General features: G+C 72.4%; 18 protein-coding genes. 5 read left to right on the top strand and 13 right to left on the bottom strand.

What is annotated here, in order from left to right:
• Nucleotides 1–9: 9 nt before the first annotated feature.
• From ATJ97_RS18675 to ATJ97_RS18630, 10 genes are all read right to left on the bottom strand, one after another.
• Nucleotides 10–909: a DegV family protein gene (locus tag ATJ97_RS18675; RefSeq protein ID WP_098485037.1), complete on the bottom strand. Its 900-nt coding sequence runs from the start codon at nucleotides 907–909 to the stop codon at nucleotides 10–12.
• A gap of 34 nt (nucleotides 910–943) precedes the next feature.
• Nucleotides 944–1,963 carry an aldose 1-epimerase gene (locus ATJ97_RS18670; protein WP_098485036.1) on the bottom strand — a complete coding sequence of 340 codons (1,020 nt, stop codon included), beginning with the start codon at nucleotides 1,961–1,963 and terminating at the stop codon, nucleotides 944–946.
• A gap of 140 nt (nucleotides 1,964–2,103) precedes the next feature.
• Entirely contained in the window at nucleotides 2,104–5,058 is a 2,955-nt protein-coding gene (leuS, locus tag ATJ97_RS18665; RefSeq protein WP_098485035.1) for a leucine--tRNA ligase, read from the bottom strand.
• Between the two features lie 197 nt (nucleotides 5,059–5,255).
• Nucleotides 5,256–5,729 (bottom strand): MarR family winged helix-turn-helix transcriptional regulator, encoded by a 474-nt coding sequence (locus ATJ97_RS18660; RefSeq protein WP_098485034.1) that lies wholly within the window; start codon nucleotides 5,727–5,729, stop codon nucleotides 5,256–5,258.
• 81 nt (nucleotides 5,730–5,810) lie between these two features.
• Nucleotides 5,811–7,121 (bottom strand): TRAP transporter large permease, encoded by a 1,311-nt coding sequence (locus tag ATJ97_RS18655; RefSeq protein WP_098485033.1) that lies wholly within the window; start codon nucleotides 7,119–7,121, stop codon nucleotides 5,811–5,813.
• A 9-nt stretch (nucleotides 7,122–7,130) separates the two neighbouring features.
• Nucleotides 7,131–7,634, bottom strand: a complete 504-nt coding sequence (locus tag ATJ97_RS18650; protein WP_098485032.1) for a TRAP transporter small permease — start codon at nucleotides 7,632–7,634, stop codon at nucleotides 7,131–7,133.
• Nucleotides 7,635–7,671: 37 nt separating this feature from the next.
• Nucleotides 7,672–8,703 carry a TRAP transporter substrate-binding protein gene (locus ATJ97_RS18645; protein WP_098485031.1) on the bottom strand — a complete coding sequence of 344 codons (1,032 nt, stop codon included), beginning with the start codon at nucleotides 8,701–8,703 and terminating at the stop codon, nucleotides 7,672–7,674.
• A 377-nt stretch (nucleotides 8,704–9,080) separates the two neighbouring features.
• Nucleotides 9,081–10,484 carry a mannitol dehydrogenase family protein gene (locus tag ATJ97_RS18640; RefSeq protein WP_245862738.1) on the bottom strand — a complete coding sequence of 468 codons (1,404 nt, stop codon included), beginning with the start codon at nucleotides 10,482–10,484 and terminating at the stop codon, nucleotides 9,081–9,083.
• Nucleotides 10,481–11,905 carry a glucuronate isomerase gene (gene uxaC, locus ATJ97_RS18635; protein ID WP_098485030.1) on the bottom strand — a complete coding sequence of 475 codons (1,425 nt, stop codon included), beginning with the start codon at nucleotides 11,903–11,905 and terminating at the stop codon, nucleotides 10,481–10,483. The genes ATJ97_RS18640 and uxaC overlap by 4 nt, the downstream gene beginning before the upstream one ends.
• An 88-nt stretch (nucleotides 11,906–11,993) precedes the next feature.
• The gene (locus ATJ97_RS18630) at nucleotides 11,994–13,109 is read right to left on the bottom strand and encodes a LacI family DNA-binding transcriptional regulator (RefSeq protein WP_245862736.1); all 1,116 of its coding nucleotides are present in this window, start codon (nucleotides 13,107–13,109) and stop codon (nucleotides 11,994–11,996) included.
• Between the two features lie 289 nt (nucleotides 13,110–13,398).
• On the opposite strand from ATJ97_RS18630, the gene ATJ97_RS18625 reads away from it, so the two are divergent.
• The 5 genes from ATJ97_RS18625 (at nucleotide 13,399) to ATJ97_RS18605 (ending at nucleotide 19,022) form a co-directional block, all read left to right on the top strand.
• Nucleotides 13,399–14,880, top strand: coding sequence for a glycoside-pentoside-hexuronide (GPH):cation symporter (locus ATJ97_RS18625; protein ID WP_170037579.1), 1,482 nt, complete (start codon nucleotides 13,399–13,401; stop codon nucleotides 14,878–14,880).
• Between the two features lie 128 nt (nucleotides 14,881–15,008).
• Nucleotides 15,009–16,799, top strand: a complete 1,791-nt coding sequence (gene uidA, locus ATJ97_RS18620) for a beta-glucuronidase (RefSeq protein ID WP_098485028.1) — start codon at nucleotides 15,009–15,011, stop codon at nucleotides 16,797–16,799.
• 95 nt (nucleotides 16,800–16,894) lie between these two features.
• Nucleotides 16,895–17,746, top strand: a complete 852-nt coding sequence (larE, locus tag ATJ97_RS18615; RefSeq protein WP_098485027.1) for an ATP-dependent sacrificial sulfur transferase LarE — start codon at nucleotides 16,895–16,897, stop codon at nucleotides 17,744–17,746.
• A 49-nt stretch (nucleotides 17,747–17,795) separates the two neighbouring features.
• On the top strand, nucleotides 17,796–18,482 hold the full coding sequence (larB, locus tag ATJ97_RS18610; protein ID WP_098485604.1) for a nickel pincer cofactor biosynthesis protein LarB: 687 nt from the start codon (nucleotides 17,796–17,798) through the stop codon (nucleotides 18,480–18,482).
• A gap of 90 nt (nucleotides 18,483–18,572) precedes the next feature.
• The gene (locus tag ATJ97_RS18605) at nucleotides 18,573–19,022 is read left to right on the top strand and encodes an HIT family protein (RefSeq protein ID WP_098485026.1); all 450 of its coding nucleotides are present in this window, start codon (nucleotides 18,573–18,575) and stop codon (nucleotides 19,020–19,022) included.
• Here ATJ97_RS18605 and ATJ97_RS20620 read toward each other — a convergent pair.
• The 3 genes from ATJ97_RS20620 to ATJ97_RS18595 form a co-directional block, all read right to left on the bottom strand.
• Nucleotides 19,019–19,141 (bottom strand): hypothetical protein, encoded by a 123-nt coding sequence (locus tag ATJ97_RS20620; RefSeq protein WP_281254981.1) that lies wholly within the window; start codon nucleotides 19,139–19,141, stop codon nucleotides 19,019–19,021. The two genes, ATJ97_RS18605 and ATJ97_RS20620, sit on opposite strands and share 4 nt — an antisense overlap.
• A gap of 38 nt (nucleotides 19,142–19,179) precedes the next feature.
• Entirely contained in the window at nucleotides 19,180–19,896 is a 717-nt protein-coding gene (locus tag ATJ97_RS18600) for a vitamin K epoxide reductase family protein (protein ID WP_170037576.1), read from the bottom strand.
• A gap of 61 nt (nucleotides 19,897–19,957) precedes the next feature.
• Entirely contained in the window at nucleotides 19,958–21,823 is a 1,866-nt protein-coding gene (locus ATJ97_RS18595; protein ID WP_143427077.1) for a metallophosphoesterase family protein, read from the bottom strand.
• Between the last annotated feature and the right edge of the window lie 13 nt (nucleotides 21,824–21,836).

The following is a 21,836-nucleotide window of genomic DNA, read 5'->3' as shown; positions in this document are numbered from 1 at the left end:
AGCCGGAGCTCAGAGCTCGCCGGCCGGGGCGACGACGACGCCGAGGACGCCCGGGCCGGCGTGCACCCCCACGACGGCGGTGACCTCGCTGCGCAGCGCGCCAGCGACCAGGGCACCGGTGCCGGCCAGCGCGTCCGCGAGCTCCTCCTCGAGCGCGACCGCCTCGTCCGCGGCGCCGAAGTGGTGCACGGCCACGCGGACCCGCTGCGCCGGCGGGTGCGGCACCCGCGCCCGCGGCCCCCCGGCGGCCTGCACCGCCCGTTCCACGACACGGCGACGGGCCCTGGCCCGACCACGGACCGTCTCCACGACGGCGATCCGTCCGTCGGCGATCGCGAGCACGGGCCGGATCCCGAGCGCCGTCCCGACGAGCGCCGCCCCCGCCGTCATGCGTCCGCCCCTCTGGAGGTAGGTCAGCTCCGGCACCACGAAGAGCACCGTGGACTTGGCGGCGGTCTCCCGGGCGACGGCGACGACCTGGGCCGGCCCGGCGCCGCGCAGCGCCGCCTCGGCGGCCGCCACCGCGGCGAGCCCGGTGCCGGCGGCCACCGTGCGCGAGTCGACGACGTGCACCCGGATCCCCTCGGCCGCGAGCAGGTCGGCGGCCCGCCGGGCACCTCCGACCGTGCCCGAGAGCTCGGCGGAGAGGTGGATCGCCACGACCTCGCGACGTCCGCCGTCGGAGGCCGCGCGGTAGGTCCGCACGAGCTCGGCCGGCGAGGGCTGGGAGGTGGTCGCGGTGGTGCCGTCAGCCATCTGCACCGCCAGCGCCGCTGAGCCGGCGGCGTCGTCCAGGCGGTCCTCCCCGTCGACGACGACGTGCAGCGGGACCACGGTGATACCGAGGTCGGCCGCGACGTCCGGCGGGAGGCTCGCGGTCGAGTCCGTGACCACCGCGACCCCCGTCATGCCCTCCACCCTAGGCCCGGGTCCCGCCGCGCGGTCACCCGTGGCGGTAGACGATGTCGCTCACGAGCTGACGCTGCTCGCCCGGTGCCAGTGCGAGAGCCTCGGCGGAGTCCGCCCGGTTGAAGGCGTCGGCGAGGAACCCGCACGGCTCGACCGCGACGGACGCGCGCGGCGCACGCCTGAGCGTGTCCCCCGTGAACACGTGCACGACCCTGGCCTGGAAGGGCTCCTGCTCGACGGTGAGGCTCTCGCCCGTGCGCGGGGACCGGAGGACGGTCGCGACCACGCCGTCGTCGTCCGGGACGAGGTCGGTGAAAGCCTGGTCGAGGATCGATCCGGCCAGCGGCGCGTACCGAACGGGCGCCGTCTCGCCGGCGAACGCGGCCTCCCCGGCGAGCGGGATCTTCGCCTCGTCGGTCACGACGCGGGAGCGGGCCGGGACGGTCAGCTCGAGGTCGTCGACGGTGTCGTGGCCGGGCAGCCGGAGGTAGGGGTGCCAGCCGAGCGCGACCGGCGCGGAACGGTCACCCGTGTTGGTGACGGTCAGCTCGAGACCGAGACGGGACTCCCCCTCGGACCCGACGCCGAGGGCGTACGAGACGGCGACGTCGATGGAGTACGGGTACCCCGCGTGCTCGTCCGCCGCCACGGAGGCGACCAGCCGCACCGCGAGGTCGGAGTCCCGCACGTTCATCTGGGCGCGGGCGAACCGTCCGTTCGTGAGGAGCCCGTGCAGCGCCTCGCGGCTGCCGTCCGCCGCCGGCCCGAGGTCGTGGGCGGCGCCGGCGAACCGGTACCGCGCGTCGCGGATCCTGTTGGACCAGGGCACGAGGACGGCGTTGCGGTACCCGTCCTCCTCGGCGAGCTCCGCCGCGGAGACGTAGCCGTCGAGCAGCTCGACCAGGCGGCCGTCGGCGCCGGGGGCCTGCCAGGACAGGACCGTGGCTCCGGTCTCGGCGACGACGAGCCGGGCGCCGTCGGGGTGCGTGAGCACCCAGGTGGTCTCGCCGTCGAACGTGCTGCGCGCGAGACCGGCGCGGGCGGTGGTCTCCATCGTCTCTCCTGATCGGTCGCTCCTGCACACAGCGTGGCGGAGCCGGCCGGTCCCGCGCAGAGGTGTCCACGTCACGACCAGGCCCGGGGCGGCGCGGCGCCGTGCCGTCCGCTCCCGGGCCCGTCCCTGCGTAACGCCCGTCAGGCTCCGGGGACGATGTTGACCAGGTTGGGTGCGCGCACGATGACCTTGCGCACGCCGCGCTCGCCCAGGGTGCGCCGCACTGCGGCCGAGGCGAGCGCCCGCTCGCTCAGCTCCTCCTCGCCGATCGACGGCGGGACCTCGAGCCGGTCGCGGACCTTGCCCGCCACCTGGACCACGCACGTCACGGTCTCGTCCACCAGGAGGGCCGGGTCCGCCGTCGGGAAGGGCTCGTGGGCGAGCGACTCGGTGTGTCCCAGCCGGGCCCACAGCTCCTCGGCGATGTGCGGGGCGACGGGCGCCACCATCAGCACCAGCGGCTCGATCGCCTCGCGCGGCACCTGCTCCAGGGAGGTGAGGTGGTTGTTGAGCACGATGAGGCGGGCGACGGCGGTGTTGACCCGCATCGCCGACATCTCCGTCTCGACCTCCTCCACGGTGCGGGCGACCAGACGGCGCGTCTCGTCGTCGGCCGGGGTGTCCACCACGGTGGTCTCACCGGTGCGCTCGTCGACGACGTTGCGCCACAGCCGCTGCAGGAAGCGCTGGGAGCCGACGACGGCGCGGGTGTCCCACGGCCGCGAGTCGGCCAGCGGCCCCATGGACATCTCGTAGACGCGGAAGGTGTCGGCGCCGTAGGTGGCGTACATGTCGTCGGGCGTGACGATGTTCTTCAGTGACTTGCCCATCTTGCCGTACTCGCGGAAGACCTCCTGGCCGTTCCACCGGTAGGTGGGCTCGGAGGTGCCGTCGGCGGCGGGGACCTCCTCGACCTCGTCGGCCGGGACGTACTGGCCGCGGTTGTCCGCGTAGGCGTAGGCCTGGATGTAGCCCTGGTTGAAGAGCTTGTGGAAGGGCTCGGAGCTGGAGACGTGCCCCAGGTCGTACAGGACCTTCTGCCAGAAGCGGGCGTACAGCAGGTGGAGCACCGCGTGCTCGACGCCGCCGACGTACAGGTCGGCGCCGCCGGAGACGTTCGCGGGCACGGCCGTGCCGTCGGGCAGCGTGGTGGCCGGGCGCGGGCCCATCCAGTACCGCTCCACCTCCGGGTCCACCAGCGCCTGCTCGTTGTGCGGGTCCAGGTAGCGCAGCACGTACCAGGACGAGCCCGCCCAGTTCGGCATGGTGTTGACGTCGCGGAAGTACGTGCGCGGCCCGTCACCCAGGTCCAGCTCGACCTCCACCCACTCCGGCACGCGGCCCAGCGGCGGCTCGGGGCTGGAGGCGGCGTCGTCGGGGTCGAAGGTGCGCGGCGAGTAGTCCGGCACCTCGGGCAGCTCCACCGGCAGCATCGACTCGGGCAGGGCGTGGGCCCGGCCCTCGGCGTCGTAGACCACCGGGAAGGGCTCGCCCCAGTAGCGCTGGCGGGAGAAGAGCCAGTCGCGCAGGCGGTAGGTGGTGGCGCCGCGGCCGACGCCGTTGGCCTCGAGCCAGTCGGTCATGGCCGTCTTCGCGGTCTCGACGTCCATCCCGTCCAGCGACAGCTCGTCGCCGGAGGAGTTCATGACGACGCCCTCGCCGGCGTAGGCGCCGCCGTCGTACCCCTCGGGCGGCTGGACGGTGTAGACCACCGGCAGCTCGTAAGCCTGGGCGAACTCGAAGTCGCGCTGGTCCCCGCCGGGGACGGCCATGATCGCGCCCGTGCCGTAGCCCATGAGGACGTAGTCGGCGGTGAAGACCGGGATCCGCGCGCCGTTGACGGGGTTGGTGGCGTAGATGCCGGTGAAGACACCGGTCTTGGTGCGCTCCGCGTCCTGTCGCTCGGCGTCGCTCTTCGCGGCGGCGGCGCGCTGGTAGCCGCGGACGGCCTCCTCGGGGGTGGCGGCACCGTCGGTCCACACCTCGCGCGTGCCCTCGGGCCAGCCGGCGGGGACGAGCCCGCGGGCGCCGTCCAGGAGCGGGTGCTCGGGCGAGACGACCATGAAGGTGGCGCCGAAGAGCGTGTCGGGCCGCGTGGTGAAGACCGTCAGCGGCTCGTCGGTGCCCGGCACGGTGAAGTCGACGTGCGCGCCGTTGGAGCGCCCGATCCAGTTGCGCTGCATCGAGCGCACCTTCTCGGGCCAGTCGATGTTGTCAAGGTCGTCGACCAGGCGGTCGGCGTAGGCGGTGATGCGCAGCATCCACTGGCGCAGGTTCCGCCGGAACACCGGGAAGTTGCCGCGCTCGGAGCGGCCGTCCGCGGTGACCTCCTCGTTGGCGAGCACGGTCCCCAGGCCGGGGCACCAGTTCACCGGTGCCTCCGAGATGTACGCCAGGCGCTGGCCGTCGACGACGCGGCGCTGCTCGTCCGCGCTCAGCTCGGCCCACGGGCGGCCGTCCGGGGTGGGACGGGTGCCGGCCGCCAGCTCTGCCTCCAGCTCGGCGATCGGGCGCGCACGCCCGGTGCCACCGTCGGGACGCGGCGCGTCGACGTCGTAGAACGAGTTGTAGATCTGCAGGAAGATCCACTGGGTCCAGCGCACGAAGTCCGGGTCCGTCGTCGCGAAGGTGCGCCGGTCGTCGTGGGCCAGGCCCAGACGGCGCAGCTGACCCCGCATGTTGGCGATGTTCTCCTCGGTGGTCACCCGAGGGTGCTGGCCCGTCTGGACCGCGTACTGCTCGGCGGGCAGGCCGAAGGCGTCGTAGCCCAGGGCGTGCAGGACGTTCTTGCCCTTCATCCGCTGGTAGCGGCCCACGACGTCGGTCGCGATGTACCCCAGCGGGTGCCCGACGTGCAGGCCGCGACCCGAGGGGTAGGGGAACATGTCGAGCAGGTAGAACTTCTCCGCCGGCACGCCGTCGCCCGCGAGGTCCCCGGTCGGGTTCGCGGCGTGGAAGGTGCCCCGCTCCTCCCAGCGGTCCTGCCAGGCCCGCTCGATCTCATTCGCCAGCTCGGCGGTGTAGCGATAGCTGGTGGTGTCCGCCTGCGCGCCGGTGTCGTGCACCGCGGTGGCGGAGTCGTCCTGCTTGCTCATGGTTCGTTCCTCGTCCCGAGAAGTGGCGGTGGCTCCTCACGCATGAAAAAACCTCCCGGACAGGGAGGTGAGCCGCGCTGGTGCGGCGCCCGCCAGGTGGGGCACCCGCTGGTGTCAGCGCGGCTGGGTAAGGAGCACCACGGCCGTCATGGGTACAGGCTAGCGCAGGGCACGCGCGGGCCGGCCGGGCGGCCGCGTCAGGGCCGGTAAGCGCGCAGCCTGGTGGTCAGGTCCGTCAGCGTGGCCAGCTCCTCCTCGGTGAGCGCCCCGCCCACGTGGCGCCGGATGCTGCGCACGTGCCGCCGGCCGATCTCGCGCTGCATCTCGCGCCCGTCCTCGGTGAGGACGACGACGGTCCCGCGGGCGTCGTCGGGCGCGGGCTCGCGCGCCACGAGGCCCCGGGCCTCGAGCCGCTCCACCATCCGGCTGAGGCTCGGCTGGCTGAGGAAGACCGCCTCGTTGAGCTCGCGCAGCCGCAGCCGTCCCTCCCGCGCGCGGCTGAGGGTGAAGAGCACGTCGTACTCGCGGGAGCGCAGCGGCGCGAAGTCGCCGCCGGACTCGAACCGGCGCATGAGGTTGGACTGCGTGCGGAAGAGCGACTCCCACGCCTCCGCCGCCGCGCGTGTGCTCACCTCGTGGTCCACGGTCTCCCCCGTTCGATGCGTGTGCATCAGGCTAGCGGCACGTGAACCCGGGCAGACGCCGAGGGCCGGCACCGCGAACGGTGCCGGCCCTCGGAGCTGTCCTGACGGTCAGGGCTGGACGAGCCCCATGGCGGTCGGGAGCCACATCGAGATCTGCGGGACGAAGACCACGACGAACAGGCCGACGACCAGAGCGACCAGGAAGGGAACAAGCCGCCTGACCACGGGCTCGATCCGCAGGCCGGCCACCCGCGACCCGACGAACAGCACGTTCCCCACCGGCGGCGTGATCGTCCCCACGCAGAGGTTGTAGACGATCATCGTGCCGAAGTGCACCGGGTGGACCCCGAACTCCATGACGATCGGCAGGAAGATCGGCGTGAAGATCAGGATCGCCGGCGTCGGGTCCATGAAGCAGCCGACGATCAGCAGGATCACCATCATGATGATGAGGATGATCGTGGAGTTGTCGGTCAGACCGAGCATCGCGTCGGAGATGATGTCCGGGATGCGTGCGAACGACATCACCCAGGACAGCGAGGACGAGACGCCCACGAGCAGCATGACGATCGCGGTGGTACGTGCCGCGTCGAGCAGGATGCCCGGCAGGTCCTTGACCTTGATGTTCCGGTAGATGAAGCCGAGGACGAGCGAGTACACGACGGCGATGGCCGAGGACTCCGTGGCCGTGAAGATGCCGGCCAGGATGCCGCCGATGACGATGACGATCATCAGCAGCGAGGGGACGGCGAGCCAGATGACCTTCAGCGCCTCGAGGAAGCTCGGGTGGCGGGTGCCCTTCAGCTCGGGGTGCTTCCGGGAGTACAGGAAGACGACGAGCATGCAGGCGAACGCCCAGACGAGCCCCGGCCCCACGCCGGCCATGAACAGCGCCGCGATGGAGGTGCTGGAGACCAGCGAGTACACGATGAACGTGTTGGACGGCGGGATGAGCATGCCGGCCGGGGCGGAGGCCACGTTGGTGGCCGCCGCGAAGGGGCGGTCGTAGCCCTCGCTCCTCATGCGCGGGGTCATGACCGTTCCGACGGCGGCGGCCGCTGCCACGGCCGCGCCGGAGACGGCGCCGAACATCGCGTTGGCGACGACGTTGGTCTGCGCCAGCGACGCCGGCATGCGCCCGACGAGGACCTTGGCCGCGTCGATGAGTCGACCGGCGATACCGCCGTTGTTCATGAGCACGCCGGCGAGGACGAAGAACGGGATCGCCAGCAGGCTGAACGAGTTGATGCCGGTGAACATGCGCTGCGAGCTGGCGAGCACCGCACCGTCGAAACCGAGCAGCGCCGTCGCGGCGAGCACGGACGAGAGCCCGATCCCGACGGCGATCGGGACGCTCAGGAGGATCGTGACGGCGATGCCGACGAGCAGGATGAGCCCTGCGAGGCTTGCGGGTTCCATCGATCCTCCTTAGATGACGTCCGGCTCGACGTCCTCGACCGCGGACTCGCTGCGCGTGAGCTGCGCGACGACGTGGTAGAGGGCGTAGATGATGATCAGGACACCGGTGATCGGCATGACCAGGTACATCTGGCCGACCGTGCCGGAGAGCGCGGTCAGGTTCTGGTTCCAGGCGCCCTGAGAGGCGCGCCAACCGCCGTAGACCAGCGTGATCGCCGCGAACGCGATGATGGCGAGCTGGACGAGCACAGCGATGACCCGCTGGACGGCCTCGGGGAACTGGCGGACCAGGAAGTCCACCGCGATGTGCCCCCGCTCGGAGAACACCAGGGCCGCGGCGAAGAAGCCGAGCCACACGAACGTGTAGCGGGCGGCCTCCTCGGTCCAGGTGGCCGGGCTCTCGATCACCTGGCGGGTGAAGACCTGCCAGACCACGATGACCACCAGCAGCGCGAACAGGACGACCGAGGCCCACTTCAGGACGGCGTCGAGTCCGTTCTTGAGCGCGTGCACGGTGTCACCTCCTTTCTATGACGGTTGGCGCGACGGGTCACTCGGCGGCGGCGCGGGCGGCGTCGTAGAGGGCCTGCTGGCTCTCGTTCGTGATGAACTCGTCCGCCAGGGCTGACAGCGGCTCGTCGAACGCCGCGCTGTCCACCTCGGTGAAGGTCGCCCCGCCGGCCTTGGCCTGCTCGATGGCTTCCTGCGTGGCCTCGTCCCAGAGCTGCGTGTGCTCCTCGTAGGTGGCCTGCCACTCCTCGTCGAAGATGGCGCGGTCCTCCTCCGACATGCCCTCGAGCAGGTCGGTGTTGATGATCAGGTAGTCCAGGCCGACCAGGTGGTTGGTGTAGGACCAGTGCGGCGCCACCTCGAAGTGCTTGGCCGTGTAGAAGGAGACCTCGTTGTTCTCGGCGGCGTCGAGCACGCCGGACTGGAGGGCGGTGTACACCTCGCCGTAGGCCATCGGGGTGGCGGCGGCGCCCATGGCCTCGGCCATGGCGATGTGCAGGTCGGACTCCTGGACGCGCAGCTTCTTGCCCGCGAGGTCCTCCGGGGTCTCCACCGGGCCGTCGGTCGTGTAGACGCTCCGGGCGCCCTGCGTGAAGCCGCCGAGCACGGTCAGGTTGTTGGAGTCCTCGAGCGAGGAGTAGAGGTCGCCCACGATCTCCTGGTCGTGGATGACCTTCATCTGGTGGTCGACGTCGTCGAAGACCTTGGGGAGGTTGAAGACGAGGAAGTCCTCGTTGAGGTTCTCGAGCTGCGTGCCGGAGACGATCGCGAGGTCGACCGTGCCGTCCGAGACGAGCTGGAGCGCCTCCTGCTGGGCACCGAGGGTCTCGTTCGGGAACACGTCGACGTCCCAGCGGCCGTCGGTGGCCTCCGAGAGGCGCTCGCCGAAGTTGTCCAGCGCGATGTACGAGGGGTGCTCCTCGGTCTGGTTGAGGGCCAGGCGCATGGTGGTGCCGCCGGCCGCGCCGCCGCCCGCGGTGCCGTCCTCCGAGGCGTTGCCGCCGCCGCACGCGGCCAGGCCGAGCGCCGTCACGCCGGTGAGGGCCACCAGGGAGAGGGTCTTCTTGCGCATCGTGTTTGTTCCATTCTGCTCGTCGACGAGCGGTCGGTCGTGCGTGCGGTGATCGCTCACCGCGTCGGGCTGACGGACGCAACTGCGCTGTCGGGTTCGCCCGAGATCTTGGGGGCCGCCGTGGACACGGTGGGGTCTGACGGGTTGATTCAGTCACACCCGGGATCCGACCGGCAAAGAGTTGCCACTCCTTGCCTCGCGACGTCACGCACGGGTCACGAGGGTGTCACCGTCGCTTCGCGTCCGGACTCCCGGATGCGCATCATCACGCCGAAATCTGTGGGCGACGCCTTCGCGGCCGCGACACGTCGCCACGCTCGCGGGCACGCCGAGGAGCACCGTGAGCGGATGCTCACGGTGCTCCTCGGACTGGCTTCTCAGGCCTTCGCGGAGCCCTCCAGCACGACGATCTCCTCGGCGCGGTCGACGACGGCGCCCACGAGGTCCTCGTCCGGAAGCATGTCCGGGGCCAGGAGCTCCAGCAGCGCCGTGGTCGCCTCGGCGACCGAACCCTGCGCGGCGGCGACGACGTCCGCCTCGCGGGCGTCCTTCACCGGCGCGCCGTGGCCCTGCAGGTGCAGGACCCAGGCGGCCAGGGCGCGGACCGGACCGTCGGGCAGCCGGCCGGCAGCACGCTCGAGCCGCAGCGCGGGCAGGATGCGCACGGGGATCTTCTGCGAGCCGTCGGCGGCGATCTGCGCCAGCAGGTGCCGCACGCGGGGGTTGTTGTAGCGGTCCAGCAGGGCTGCCCGGTAGCCCCGGACCTCCTCCGCGCCGAGCTCGAGGTGCTCTCCGGCGACGTCCCACCACTCCTCGACCCAGCCGCGCACCGTCGGGTCCGCGATCGCGTCGGCCACGGTCTCGTGCCCGAGGATCGTGGCGGCGTAGGCCATGAGCGAGTGGGAGCCGTTCAGCATCCAGAGCTTGCGCTGCTCGAAGGGGTGGACGTCCTCGACGACGGCGGCGCCGGCCTCCTCCCACGCGGGCCGCCCGGCGGGGAAGTCACCGGCGATGACCCACTCGCTGAAGGGCTCGGTGGGGACGGGCGAGACGTCGTCGTACCCCTCCGAGTCGGCGACCGCAGCACGTTCCGCGTCGGTCGTGGCCGGGGTGATGCGGTCGACCATGGACGTGGCCCAGGCGACGTTCTCCTGCATCCACTCCACCAGCGTGGGATCGACCCGCTCGGCGAGCTCGGTGACGACGGTGCGGAAGGCCGGGCCGTTGTCGGGCAGGTTGTCGCACGGCAGGACGGTGATCGCGCCGGCTCCTGCCGCCCGCCGGGCGAGGAACCCGCCGACGAGCTTGCCCGGCGTCGTCCGCGTGGCCGCCTCGGGGTCCGCCTGCAGCGCCTCGACGTCGGCGACGACCGCGGGGTCGTCGGCGGCGAGGTGCCCGTCGGGACCGCGCATGTAGCCGGCCTCCGTCACCGTCGAGGTGATCACGGCCGTCTGCTCGTCGCGCAGGTAGCACAGGAAGGCCGCCGTGTCCGAGGCCGGGTGCACCGCCGAGAGGGAGCTGATGACCTCGAAGGTGTCGCCGTCGGCGTGGCGGGTGATGAGGGTGTAGAGCCCGTCCTGGGGCGCGAGCGCCTCAGCGGTGTCGGGCCGGCGTCCGGTGAACGCCGCGATCCCCCACTCCCCCGCGTCCGGGGCGTGCTCGGTGTACCAGGCCTGGTGCGCCCGCGTGAAGTTGCCGACGCCCAGGTGCACCATGCGCACCGGTGCGGCCGGGCGTCCGTGGTTCTCGCGCGTCAGGCGGGGGACGGTCGTGGTGCTCACAGCTTGAACGCCTTCCGGGGCTGGGTGACGACCAGGTCGTGGGCGGTGTCCAGCGCCTCGTCCATGGTCAGGCGGTGGTCCGCGACGAGCTCGGCGAGGAAGCCGGAGTCGAGGCGGCGGTTCATGTCGTGACGCGCCGGGATGGACAGGAAGGCGCGGGTGTCGTCGATGAAGCCGGAGGTCCGGGTGAAGCCCGCGGACCCGGTGATCGCCCGGCGGTAGCGCTTGATGGCCTCGGCCTCGTCGATGAACCACCACGGGGCGCCGACGTACACCGACGGGTAGAAGCCGGCGAGCGGGGCGAGCTCCCGGGAGTAGACGGTCTCGTCGATGGTGAACAGCACGAGCTGGAAGTTCGGGGCCGTCCCGAAGGCGGAGAGCATCGGCTGCAGCGCGCGCGCGAACTCCACGGACATCGGGATGTCGCCGCCGACGTCGGCGCCGTAGGTGCCGAAGGTGGGCGTGTGGTGGTTGCGCACCACGGCCGGGTGCAGCGTCATGACCAGCCCGTCCTCGGACGCCATGCGCGCCTGCTGGAAGACGAAGTCTCGGCGCAGGGCGTCGCCCTCCTCCGGGGTGATCTCGCCGGCGCGGGCCCGGGCGTAGAGCCGCTCCGCCTCGGCGTCGTCGAGCTTCTCGGCCCCGGCGTCCTTGTGGGAGTGGTCGGAGGAGACGGCGCCGTTCTCCTTGAAGAAGGCGCGGCGGTTCTCCATCGCCGCCACCCAGCCGGCGTAGGTGCCGGTGTCGACGCCGGAGACCTCGCCGAGGGTGTCGATCAGGCCGTTCCAGGCGGGAGTGGCCGGCTCGAGGTACTTGTCGGGACGGAACGTCGGGGCGACCTTGCCCTCCCACGTCGGGTCCTGCGCCAGCTTCTGGTGGTGCCGCAGGTCGTCGGCCGGGTCGTCGGTGGTGGCGATGAACTCGATGCCGAACGTCCAGTACAGCGCGCGGGGGCGGAACTCCGGCGTGGCGATGGCCTCGGCGATCTGGTCGTAGATCCGGTCCGCGGTGGCGGCCGAGGGCACCAGCTCGATGCCGAAGACGTCGGCGAGCTCGGACTCGAACCAGAACTTCATCGGGGTGCCGCGGAAGATCTTCCAGTTCTCGCACAGGATCCGGAAGGCGCGCCGGGACTGCTCGGGCGTGAAGTCCTTCTGGCCCACGCCCAGGTCCGCGAGCGACGCGCCGTTGGCGTGCAGGAGCCGGTTGACGTAGTGGTCCGGGGTGATCAGCAGCGACGTCGGGTCCGCGAACGGCACGTCGTCCGCCAGCCACTGGGGCGGGACGTGGCCGTGCGGGGAGATGATCGGCAGGTCCTTGACCGCGTCGTAGAGCTCCCTGGCGATGGGACGCAGGGCGGGGTCCGCGGGGAGGAGTCGGTCGGGATGGACGTGCAGGACGTCATCGTCTGTTGAGGTCATGCGCTCATGGTGGTGTCGGCGCACCGCCGGAGCCAACGTGTTGCCGCCTGTTGCCGGACCCCTGCGGTCCGCCATCCCGCGGGACGCCTCAGCCGCGCCCGTTCCGCGTGGTGCTCTCGCGCTCGACGAGCTTGACGGGCACGACGACGGGCGGCCCGCCGCGGGGGTGCGCCCCCTTGATCTGGGCGACGAGGTTGCGCACCGCCGCCGCCCCCAGCGCGCGGCGGGGCGTGGCCACCGTGGTCAGCGCCGGCGAGACCAGGTCCGCGGCGAAGATGTTGTCGTAGCCGATGACCGAGACGTCGTCCGGGACCTTCTTGCCGCGCTGCTGGACCGTGCGGATGAAGCCGATGGCCACGAGGTCGTTGTAGGCGATCACGCCCGTCGTCGGCGCGTCCATCCAGGCCTTGGCGGCCGCGACCCCGCCGGCGACGGTCGGTGAGAGCGGCCCGATGCGGCGGACGTGGACGGACAGCTCGAGGGACGCCTCCCGCAGGCCGCGCCAGCGCATGCCGTCGGCCCAGGAGGCCTCCGGTCCCGCCAGGTAGGTGACGACGTCGTGCTCGAGCTCACCGAGGTGCTCCAGGGCCCGGCGCACCCCGCGGGCGTTGTCGGGCACGACGGACGGGATCTCCCGCACGGCGCGATTGAGCGCGACCATGGGCTTCTGCTTCGCGATCATCCGGATGGCGGCGTCGGACATCCTCGAGGTGCCCAGCACGATGCCGTCCACGATGGGCAGCGCCCGCTCCAGGGCCTCCCGCTCGCGCTTGTCGGACTCCCGCGAGTCCACCAGCAGGACCGTGTAGCCGGCCTCCGCGGCCTCGTCCTGCACGCCGTTGATGATCTCGAAGTAGACGGGGTTGGTGATGTCGGGCACCACGAGGGCGAGCAGGCTCGTGTGGGTGGTCGCGAGGGCCCGCGCCATCGGGTTGGTGCGGTAGCCCAGCTCGGCGGCGACCCTGCGGATGCGTTCCGCCGTCTCGGCGTTCACGCGTCCTGGCCGGGAGAACGCCCGCGACACGGTCGACGGCGCCACGCCGGCGGCCTGCGCGACGTCGTAGATCGTGGGTGAGCTGCGCCGTCGGGCGGGTGCGGGAAGGTCCGCGGGGTCCGACAGGTCCGCGAGGTCCGTGGCGTCGTCCGCCGCGCCGTCGGTCGCAGCCGGGATGCCGTGCTGCGGGTCCGTCTCGTTGGTGTCCACCGACGTCCTTTCCGGGTCCGGTGGGGCCACGGTACGGAAGCGGAGCAACTCATGGCAAAGAGTTGCCGCCCGCCGGACCGCAGGGATAGCGCGCGACCGGGCCACCTTGCCGCCGGAGGTGGCAACCACGGCAACTTGTGGCACGCGTGCGGCAACCCGTGGCAACTACTTAGCGCGGTGCCCAGCACGGTGCGTGAATGAATGCATCAACAGCTCCTCGTGCAGCCCCCCGGGCCCGTGCGGGAGAGTGACCAGGTGCCACGCGCACAGACCCATTCAGGGAGCTCACATGTCCAGCACGGCGATGACCGCCCGAACGGCGAGCACCGATGCCGCCGCGAGGCCGCACCTGTCGTTCAAGACCATCGCGGGCTACGGCGCCGGCGACGCGGGGTGCAACATCGCGTTCCAGATGACCGGCCTGTTCCTGCTCATCTTCTACACCGACGTGGTGGGCATCTCCCCCGTGCACGCCGGCAACATCTTCCTCTTCGTCAAGATCTGGGACGCCTTCGCCGACATCTTCGCCGGCCGGGTGGTCGACCGGACGATGACCCGGTGGGGCAAGTTCCGGCCGTTCCTCCTCTGGTACTCCGTGCCGCTGCTGGCCGCGAACCTGCTCTGCTTCTGGATCCCCGTCGACAGCTACAACATGAAGCTCGTCTGGGCCGTCTCGTCCTACGCCCTCATGGGGCTGCTGTACTCCCTGGTCAACATCCCGTTCGGCTCCCTGGCCGGCGCGATGAGCCAGAACCCGGTCGACCGGTCCCGCCTGGCCTCGGCCCGCATGGTCGGCTCCGGCGCCACCATCCTGCTGCTCTCCCTCGTGCTCGCGCCGCAGATCAAGGCCGCGGAGAACCTGGCCAGCACGTTCCTCATCACCTCGTTCGTCTTCCTGCTCATCGGCACCGCGCTGTTCATGACGACCTTCCTGACCTCGAAGGAGACCGTCTACCGCGAGGTCGAGAAGGTCTCGCTGCGCGACACCCTGCGCACCGTCCGGCAGAACAAGCCGCTGATCCGCCTGTGCAGCTCGTCGTTCTTCTACCTCACCGGCCAGAACATCGTCTCGGCCATGGGCATCTACATCGCCAACCACGCCCTGGCCCAGTACGCCGGCGCCGGCAACTGGCTCGCCTCCGTCGTCACGATCATCACCACCGGCGCTGTCCTCTACGTCGGCCCGCTCGGCCCCGGCGTCACCCGCCGCCTCGGCAAGAAGACCGGCTTCATGGGTGCCTGCGGCGTCGCCATCACCGGCGGCATCCTCTTCGGCCTGAGCTCGAACCTCCTGCTGAGCCTGTTCGCCCTGTTCCTCATCGGCTTCGGCATGGCCCTGCTCAACACCATGACCTGGGCCCTGGAGGCCGACACCGTCGAGTACGGCGAGCTCCAGACCGGCATCCGCACCGAGGGCGCCACCTACGCCGCCTTCTCCTTCACCCGCAAGGTGGGTCAGGCGGTCGGCGCGGCCGTCGCGTCCTACGCGCTCGCCTTCATCGGGTACAACGGCGCCCTGGACGTCCAGCCGCAGTCCGTCCTCGACGGGATGACCAACGCCGTGGCGATCCTGCCCGCCGCGTGCTTCCTCATCGCCCTGCTCATCATGTCCCGGTACCCGCTCACCGAGGCCCGGTTCGCCGAGATCATGCAGCAGATCCAGGCGAGGCGCGCCCAGCGGCACGCGGAACTGTCCGGCTCCGCCGGAGCCGCCCCGGCCGCCGGCACGGCCCTCCCGGGCCTCGACGACGGCCCCGGCACCGGCCGCTGACGCCGTCCGCCCCGTCCGGTCCGCCGGACGGGGCGTTCGCGCACCCGACTTCCCGCCCCCGTCCCCGCCCGACTCCCGAACCGACCAGCGTCCGTCCCCACGGACCGCCGACCGAAAGGACCCGCCCCATGCTCCGGCCCCAGGACTCCGCCACCCGTGAACGCCGTTCCCTCACCGGGCTGTGGCGGTTCAGGCCGGACGCCGACGGGGTGGGCCGCGCCGCGCGCTGGTTCGCGGGTCCGCTGGCCGAGGCGCGGGACATGCCCGTGCCGGCGAGCTACAACGACATCGTCCCGGGCCGCGAGCTGCACGACCACGTGGGCGACGTCTGGTACCAGACCACCACGCGGGTGCCCCGGGGCTGGGCCGGGGAGCGCGTCGTCCTGAGGTTCGACTCGGCCACCCACCGCGCCACCGTGTGGGTCGGTGAGACCGAGGTCATGAGCCACGAGGGTGGCTACACCCCGTTCGAGGCCGACGTCACCGCCCTGGTCACCCCGGGCGAGGAGGTGCGGGTGACCGCCGTCGTCGACAACCGGCTCAGCTGGGAGACCATCCCGCCCGGCATGGTCGTCGAGACCGACCACGGTCCGCGGCAGAAGTACATGCACGACTTCTTCAACTACGCCGGGCTCCACCGGCCCGTGTGGCTCTACACCACGCCCACCACCTACGTCTCCGACGTCACCGTCGTCCCGGGCATCGAGGGCGAGGCGACGGCGGAGCACCCCACCGGGACGGTCGACTTCGACGTGGCCGTGGAGGGCCAGGGCGACGTGCGCGTCCGCCTCCTGGACGCCGAGGGCACCCAGGTCGCCGCGGCCGACGGCGCGTCCGGCACGCTCACCGTCGCCGACGCGCACCTGTGGGCGCCGGGCGACGGCTACCTCTACGACCTCGTGATCGAGGTCCTCGGCGCGGACGGCGCGCTCGTGGACACGTACACCCAGAAGGTCGGCATCCGCACCGTCGAGGTCCGCGGCACCGAGTTCCTCATCAACGGCCGCCCCTTCTACTTCCGCGGCTTCGGCATGCACGAGGACCACCTCACCCGGGGCAAGGGCCACGACGACGCCGAGATGGTCCACGACTTCGAGCTGCTGGACTGGGTGGGCGCCAACTCCTTCCGCACCTCGCACTACCCCTACGCGGAGGAGGTCCTCGACTACGCCGACGCGCACGGGATCGTCGTCATCGACGAGACCGCTGCCGTGGGGATGAACGCCGCCGTGGGCGCCGTCCTCGGGATGACGGTGGACCAGGTGTTCTCCCCCGACACCGTCTCCGAGCGCACCCGCGAGGTCCACGCCCAGGCGATCCGCGAGCTGGTCGCCCGGGACAAGAACCGCCCGAGCGTGGTGATGTGGTCCATCTCCAACGAGCCGGAGTCGCACACGCCCGAGTCGGAGGAGTACTTCCGGCCGTTGTTCGAGCTCACCCGCGAGCTCGAGAAGCACCGCCCGATCGGCTTCGTCAACGTCATGTACTCCCCCGCCGACCAGGACCGGTTGATGCAGTACTCCGACGTGGTGATGATCAACCGCTACTACGGCTGGTACAACGACACCGGCGACCTCGCCGCCGCGGAGGACGCCCTCGAGGCCGAGCTGCGCCAGTGGGAGGCGCACGGCAAGCCGATCATCATGACCGAGTACGGCGCGGACACCGTAGCCGGCCTGCACGACCTCACCGGTGCCATGTGGTCGGAGGAGTACCAGAGCGAGTTCCTGGACATGTACCACCGCGTCTTCGACCGCGTGGACGCGATGGCCGGCGAGCACGTGTGGAACTTCGCCGACTTCCAGACCTCCCGCGGCATCGTCCGCGTGGACGGCAACAAGAAGGGCGTGTTCACCCGCGACCGCCGCCCGAAGGCCGCCGCGCACCTGCTGCGGCGGCGCTGGACCGGCCGGGCCTGAGCCCGGCCAGGGCCGGGCCGGGCGGCGGCGCGTCCGCCCGGGAGCCGTGCGTACAGTGACGGGAGCCGAGAAGAAGGAGAACAGACGTGGCGGGGATGACGACCGTGCTGGCCGGTGAGGCGCTGGCCCTGGCCGACGCCGTCGGGGAGGAGCTGCGCGGCGCCGCCCCGCTGGGCGTGGCCTACTCCGGCGGGGTCGACTCGGCCCTCCTCCTCGCCCTCGCGGTGCGCACGCTCGGGCCGGACGACGTCGTCGCCCTCCTCGGCGTCTCCCCCTCCCTGGCGCGCTCCGAGCGGGCGCGCGCCCACGATACGGCCGCCTTCATCGGCGCCCGGGTCGTCGAGGTCGCCACCCACGAGGGCGAGAACCCCGAGTACGTGCGCAACGGCGTCGACCGCTGCTTCTTCTGCAAGGACGAGCTCTTCGCGCGGATCAGCGACGAGGTCGTGGCCGCGCACGGCCTGGCGGCGGTCGCCTACGGGGAGAACGCCGACGACGCCAGGCGGCCCGACCGCCCCGGCTCCCGGGCGGCGACGAACCACCGGGTGCTGCGCCCGCTCTCCGTCGCCGGGCTGTCCAAGGCGCAGGTGCGCCTGGTGGCGCGGGCCCTGGCGCTGCCGGTGGCCGACAAGCCCGCCGCACCGTGCCTGGCCTCCCGCATCCCGCACGGGGAGGACGTCACGCCCGAGAAGCTCCGTCAGGTCGAGCGGGCCGAGGAGGTGCTGCGCGAGCTGGGCTTCTCCGACGGGCGCGTGCGCCACCACGGCGACATCGCCCGCATCGAGCTGCCGACGGCGGAGATCGCCCGCGCGGGCCAGGAGGACGTGCGCGTGGCCCTGGACGCCGGCATCCGCGACGCGGGCTTCCGGTTCGTGGTGGTGGACCTGCGCGGCATCCAGTCCGGCGCGTTCACCCTGCCGCTGCTGGCGGTGGGCGGCCGTGGCTGACGGCACCGGTCCGCTCACGCACGCCTCGAAGGCCGTCGCGCAGGGCGACCTGGCAGTCGACGGCGTCGCCGAGCTCGACCACGACCGTGCCCGGCGCCGGGGCTACCCCGAGGCGGTCTTCTGCGAGGGCAAGTCCCCGGCGCAGCTGCGCGCGATCGCCACCGCCCTGCTCGAGCGGCACCGGGGCGCCCCCGCCGAGCAGGTCCCCCGCACGCTGTTCACACGTGCCGACGCCGAGAGGGCGGCCGCGGTCCTGGAGGTCCTCCCCGACGCGTTCCACGATCCCGAGGCGCGGCTGCTGGCGTGGCCGGCGGCGCCGCCCGAGGCGACCGGCGGCCTCGTCGTCGTCGCCTGCGCCGGCACGTCCGACCTGCCGGTCGCGCGCGAGGCCGAGCTCACCGCCCGGTACCTCGGCCGGCGCACCGAGCTCGTCATCGACGTCGGGGTCGCCGGGCTGCACCGGATCCTCGCCCGGACCGGGACGCTGCGCGCCGCCGCGGCCGTGGTGGTGGTGGCCGGCATGGACGGTGCGCTGCCCGGCGTGGTGGCGGGCCTGGTGTCGGCGCCGGTGGTGGCGGTCCCCACCTCGGTCGGCTACGGGGCCGCCTTCGAGGGCCTCGCCCCGCTGCTGACGATGCTCAACGCCTGCGCGCCCGGCGTGGGCGTGGTGAACATCGACAACGGCTACGGCGGCGGCCACCTCGCCGCGCAGATCGCCGCACCCCGCCGGGACTGAGCGGCGCCCCGCCGGGACTGAGCGGCGCCCCGCCGAGGCTGAGACCCGCCCGTCGGGGCTGAGCACCGCCGCACCTGCCAGGATGGCCCCATGAGCACCGTGTTCACGCAGATCATCGACGGCCGGATCCCCGGGCGGTTCGTGTGGGCGGACGAGCGCTGCGTCGTCTTCTCCACCATCGCCCCGATCACCGACGGGCACATGCTCGTGGTCCCGCGCGAGGAGGTCGACCAGTACACCGACGCCGACGACGAGCTGCTCGCGCACCTCGCCGTGGTGGCCAAGAACGTCGGGCGTGCGCAGCAGGCGGCGTTCGGGTCGCCGCGGGCGGCGGTGCTGGTGGCCGGGTTCGAGGTGGAGCACCTGCACCTGCACGTGCTGCCCGCCTGGGACGAGCAGTCGCTGCGCTTCGACAACGCCCGCCACGACGTGCCCGGCGAGGAGCTCGACGCCGCGGCGGAGCGGGTGCGCGAGGCGCTGCGGGAGGCCGGGCACGGCGACCGCGTCCCGGTGCAGCTGAGCTCGGCCGCTCTCGGCTAGGGCGCGTTCAACCGGTAGGTCACGTTCGGCCGGCAGGTCACGTTCGGCCAGCCGGTCACGTTCGGCCAGCCGGTCACGTTCGGCCGGTAGGTCACGTTCGGCCGGTAGGTCACGTTCACGGCCTGGGCCCGCCCGGTGCTGGCGCCTCCGGGGTGCCTCAGCCCAGGAGCAGCAACCACTGGTCCCAGAAGATCACGGCCGCCGCGACGACGACGAGCACGTACCAGACGGCGACGATCACCCAGCGGTCCTGCACCAGCGTGCGGCGCAGCGTCTCGGGCAGGCGCACGTGCCCGGCCTGCGCGCTGCGCGCCAGGACGTTGACGAAGATCGGGATGGTCACCACCCACACCACGAGGCAGTACGGGCACAGCATCCGGATGCTGAAGAAGGCCTGGTACTGGAACCAGAAGATCGCCGCGATCGCGCCCGTGGCCCCGGCGGTCAGCGCCACCCAGAACCAGCGCGCCGGCCGGGCGCCGGCGAGGAGCACCACCCCCACCGTCAGGCACGCCGCGAAGGCGACCGTGCCGACGACCGCGTTGGGGATGCCGAGCGCGTGCGCCTGCCACGTGGTGATGAAGCTGCCGCACCCGATGAGCGGGTTGAAGTCGCACGCGAGCGCCGCGTTCGGGTCCCCTGCGACCTTGATCTCGCTGAGCACCAGCTCCACGGCCGCCCACAGGCCCAGCAGGCCGCCGATGACGAGGATCCAGCCCAGCTCACGCGGTGCCCCGCCGGCCCGCTGGTGCTCGCTGGGCCGGGTGCGGTCGAGGGTGGCGAGCTCGGCCTCGAGCTCGTCGTCGGTCAGGTCGTCGACGTCCTTCGACGTCCGTGCGCCGTCGACGTGGGATGAGGAGCTACCGGTGCTCACGCTCGCGTCCTCCTGAGTTCGGTGACGGGGGACAGTATGCGGCCTCCGCGGCCAGCCGTCGTCAGCCGTCCGTCGGTGCGGTGGCCGTCGGGTCGGCACCGGTCGGGTCGGTGCCGGTCGGGTCGGTGCCAGCCGGGTCGGCACCCGTCGGGTCGGTGCCGGCCGGGTCGGCGCCGCCTGCGCCGTCGGCCTCGGGCAGCGCCGCGGTGCCCTGGCGCGGGAACTCCTGCCACGGCTGCAGCCGCACCGACGCGTCGGTCCCGATCTGGATCCGCCGGAAGTCCATCGGCTCGCCGGTGGCGCGGTCGAGCCGCAGCACCGTCAGCTCCGCCTCCCCCGTCAGCGGCCCGACCGTCGCCCCGCCGCCGGCACCCCCGCCGCTCGAGGTGCTGACGTAGCGCACACCGGCACCGGCCAGCTCCGGACCGACCGTGCGGTGCCAGTGCCCGGACAGCTGCAGCCTGGCGCACCCCGCGTCCAGGGTGGGGGCGCCGGCCCGCGGGTTGTGGACGAGGAGGATGTCCACCGGGTCGCCGTCCTCCGCGGCGGCGCACGCCACCTCGGAGAGTCGGTCGGCCATCTCCGGCACCGACTCCTGGCGCTCGGGACGGGTGCCGGCCCCGACGGCGGTCAGGGTCGGGTCGGTGTCACCGAGGATGCGCACCCCGGCGACGTCGACGACCTCGCCGCCGAGCACCCGCCAGCCGGCCCGCCGCTCCTGGTCCGCCGTCGTGACGGAGTCGTGGTTGCCGGTGGACACCACCACGGGCACGTCGTCGGGGACCGCGCGGGCGAACGCGTCGACGCAGTAGGACTCGACGGACGTCCCGCTCATGACGGTGTCTCCGGCGTCGAGCAGGACCTCGGCGCCGGTCAGCTCCACGGCGGTCGCGATCACGTCCGCCATCCCGACGTTGCAGTGCAGGTCCGAGACGAGCAGCAACGTGACGGGGTCGGGATCGGGTCCCTCGGCGGTGGCCGAGGTCGCGGCCTCCGCCGCGTCCGAGGACGCCGCCTCGGGCGGGCCCGACGGCGCGTCCGCCGCGGGCCCCGAGGTACCGTCCGCCGTCGTCCCGGCCGTCTCCGCGGCACGCGCCCCGCCGTCCTCCGGTGCCTGCCTGCTGCGGTCCTGCGGCGCCTCGGCCGCCGCCTCGTGGGCGGCGACGAGGTTCTCCGAGGCGAGGGCGTAGAACGCCTCGTTCTCCTCGAAGGCGTCACGCGCGGTCTGGCCGTACACGGCGACGAGGTCGGCCAGGCGGCCGGTGATCCGCGCTCCCTCGAGCGGGGTCCCGTCCAGCACGGGCGGGCTGTAGCCGACGGGCTCGTCCTGCCGCGTCTCGGGCACCACGACGGCGGTCAGGCCGCCGAGCACGAAGGCGCCCGTGAGGACGGCGACCCCGGGTCGGGCGAGAGCGGCCCGGAGCTCGTCACGCAGGCGCCCGTGGGAGGCGAGCCGACCGGCCGCCAGCAGCACGAGCATGAGCGACCAGGCGACGGCGGTGCGGCCGAGGGCGTCGGTGACCAGCCCGCGCACCGCGTCGGCGATCGCCGCCTCCGGCTGGCCGAAGAGCTGGCCGTACGCCTCCAGGTCGGCCAGCAGCCCGGGCATCGGCGACCCGGTCATCTCCAGGTCCGTCGGTATCTCGCGGACCACGACCTCCGCGCCGAGCGGCCAGGGCAGCGGGGAGTCGATGATCACGTCCCCCAGCGGCCCCATCCGCAGCGACACCTGACGGTCGAGGGTGACGTGGTAGTCGGCCTCGTGGGGGCCGAGGGAGGAGTGCGTGGTCGCGGTGGTCACCCCGAGCACCACCGCGACGAGGCCGGTGAGCAGGAAGGCGAGCACGCCGCGGACGGTCTGCCGGGTCGCCGGCGCCTGCCGGTGCCACCACTCCCACCGTCGCCTGGTTCCACCCGCGCTGCTCATCGCGGCCATTCTC

The sequence above is a fragment of the Georgenia soli genome (genome assembly GCF_002563695.1).
Lineage (GTDB): Bacteria > Actinomycetota > Actinomycetes > Actinomycetales > Actinomycetaceae > Georgenia > Georgenia soli.
This window is presented reverse-complemented; position numbering and strand designations above follow the sequence as displayed.

What these genes read in the sequence shown, in the direction of transcription:
- ATJ97_RS18675 (WP_098485037.1), bottom strand. Translation starts at nt 909, where the DNA reads ATGACGGGGGTCGCGGTGGTCACGGACTCGACCGCGAGCCTCCCGCCG.
- ATJ97_RS18670 (WP_098485036.1), bottom strand. Translation starts at nt 1,963, where the DNA reads ATGGAGACCACCGCCCGCGCCGGTCTCGCGCGCAGCACGTTCGACGGC.
- leuS (WP_098485035.1), bottom strand. Translation starts at nt 5,058, where the DNA reads ATGAGCAAGCAGGACGACTCCGCCACCGCGGTGCACGACACCGGCGCG.
- ATJ97_RS18660 (WP_098485034.1), bottom strand. Translation starts at nt 5,729, where the DNA reads ATGCACACGCATCGAACGGGGGAGACCGTGGACCACGAGGTGAGCACA.
- ATJ97_RS18655 (WP_098485033.1), bottom strand. Translation starts at nt 7,121, where the DNA reads ATGGAACCCGCAAGCCTCGCAGGGCTCATCCTGCTCGTCGGCATCGCC.
- ATJ97_RS18645 (WP_098485031.1), bottom strand. Translation starts at nt 8,703, where the DNA reads ATGCGCAAGAAGACCCTCTCCCTGGTGGCCCTCACCGGCGTGACGGCG.
- uxaC (WP_098485030.1), bottom strand. Translation starts at nt 11,905, where the DNA reads ATGACCTCAACAGACGATGACGTCCTGCACGTCCATCCCGACCGACTC.
- ATJ97_RS18625 (WP_170037579.1), top strand. Translation starts at nt 13,399, where the DNA reads ATGTCCAGCACGGCGATGACCGCCCGAACGGCGAGCACCGATGCCGCC.
- uidA (WP_098485028.1), top strand. Translation starts at nt 15,009, where the DNA reads ATGCTCCGGCCCCAGGACTCCGCCACCCGTGAACGCCGTTCCCTCACC.
- larE (WP_098485027.1), top strand. Translation starts at nt 16,895, where the DNA reads ATGACGACCGTGCTGGCCGGTGAGGCGCTGGCCCTGGCCGACGCCGTC.
- ATJ97_RS18605 (WP_098485026.1), top strand. Translation starts at nt 18,573, where the DNA reads ATGAGCACCGTGTTCACGCAGATCATCGACGGCCGGATCCCCGGGCGG.
- ATJ97_RS18595 (WP_143427077.1), bottom strand. Translation starts at nt 21,823, where the DNA reads ATGAGCAGCGCGGGTGGAACCAGGCGACGGTGGGAGTGGTGGCACCGG.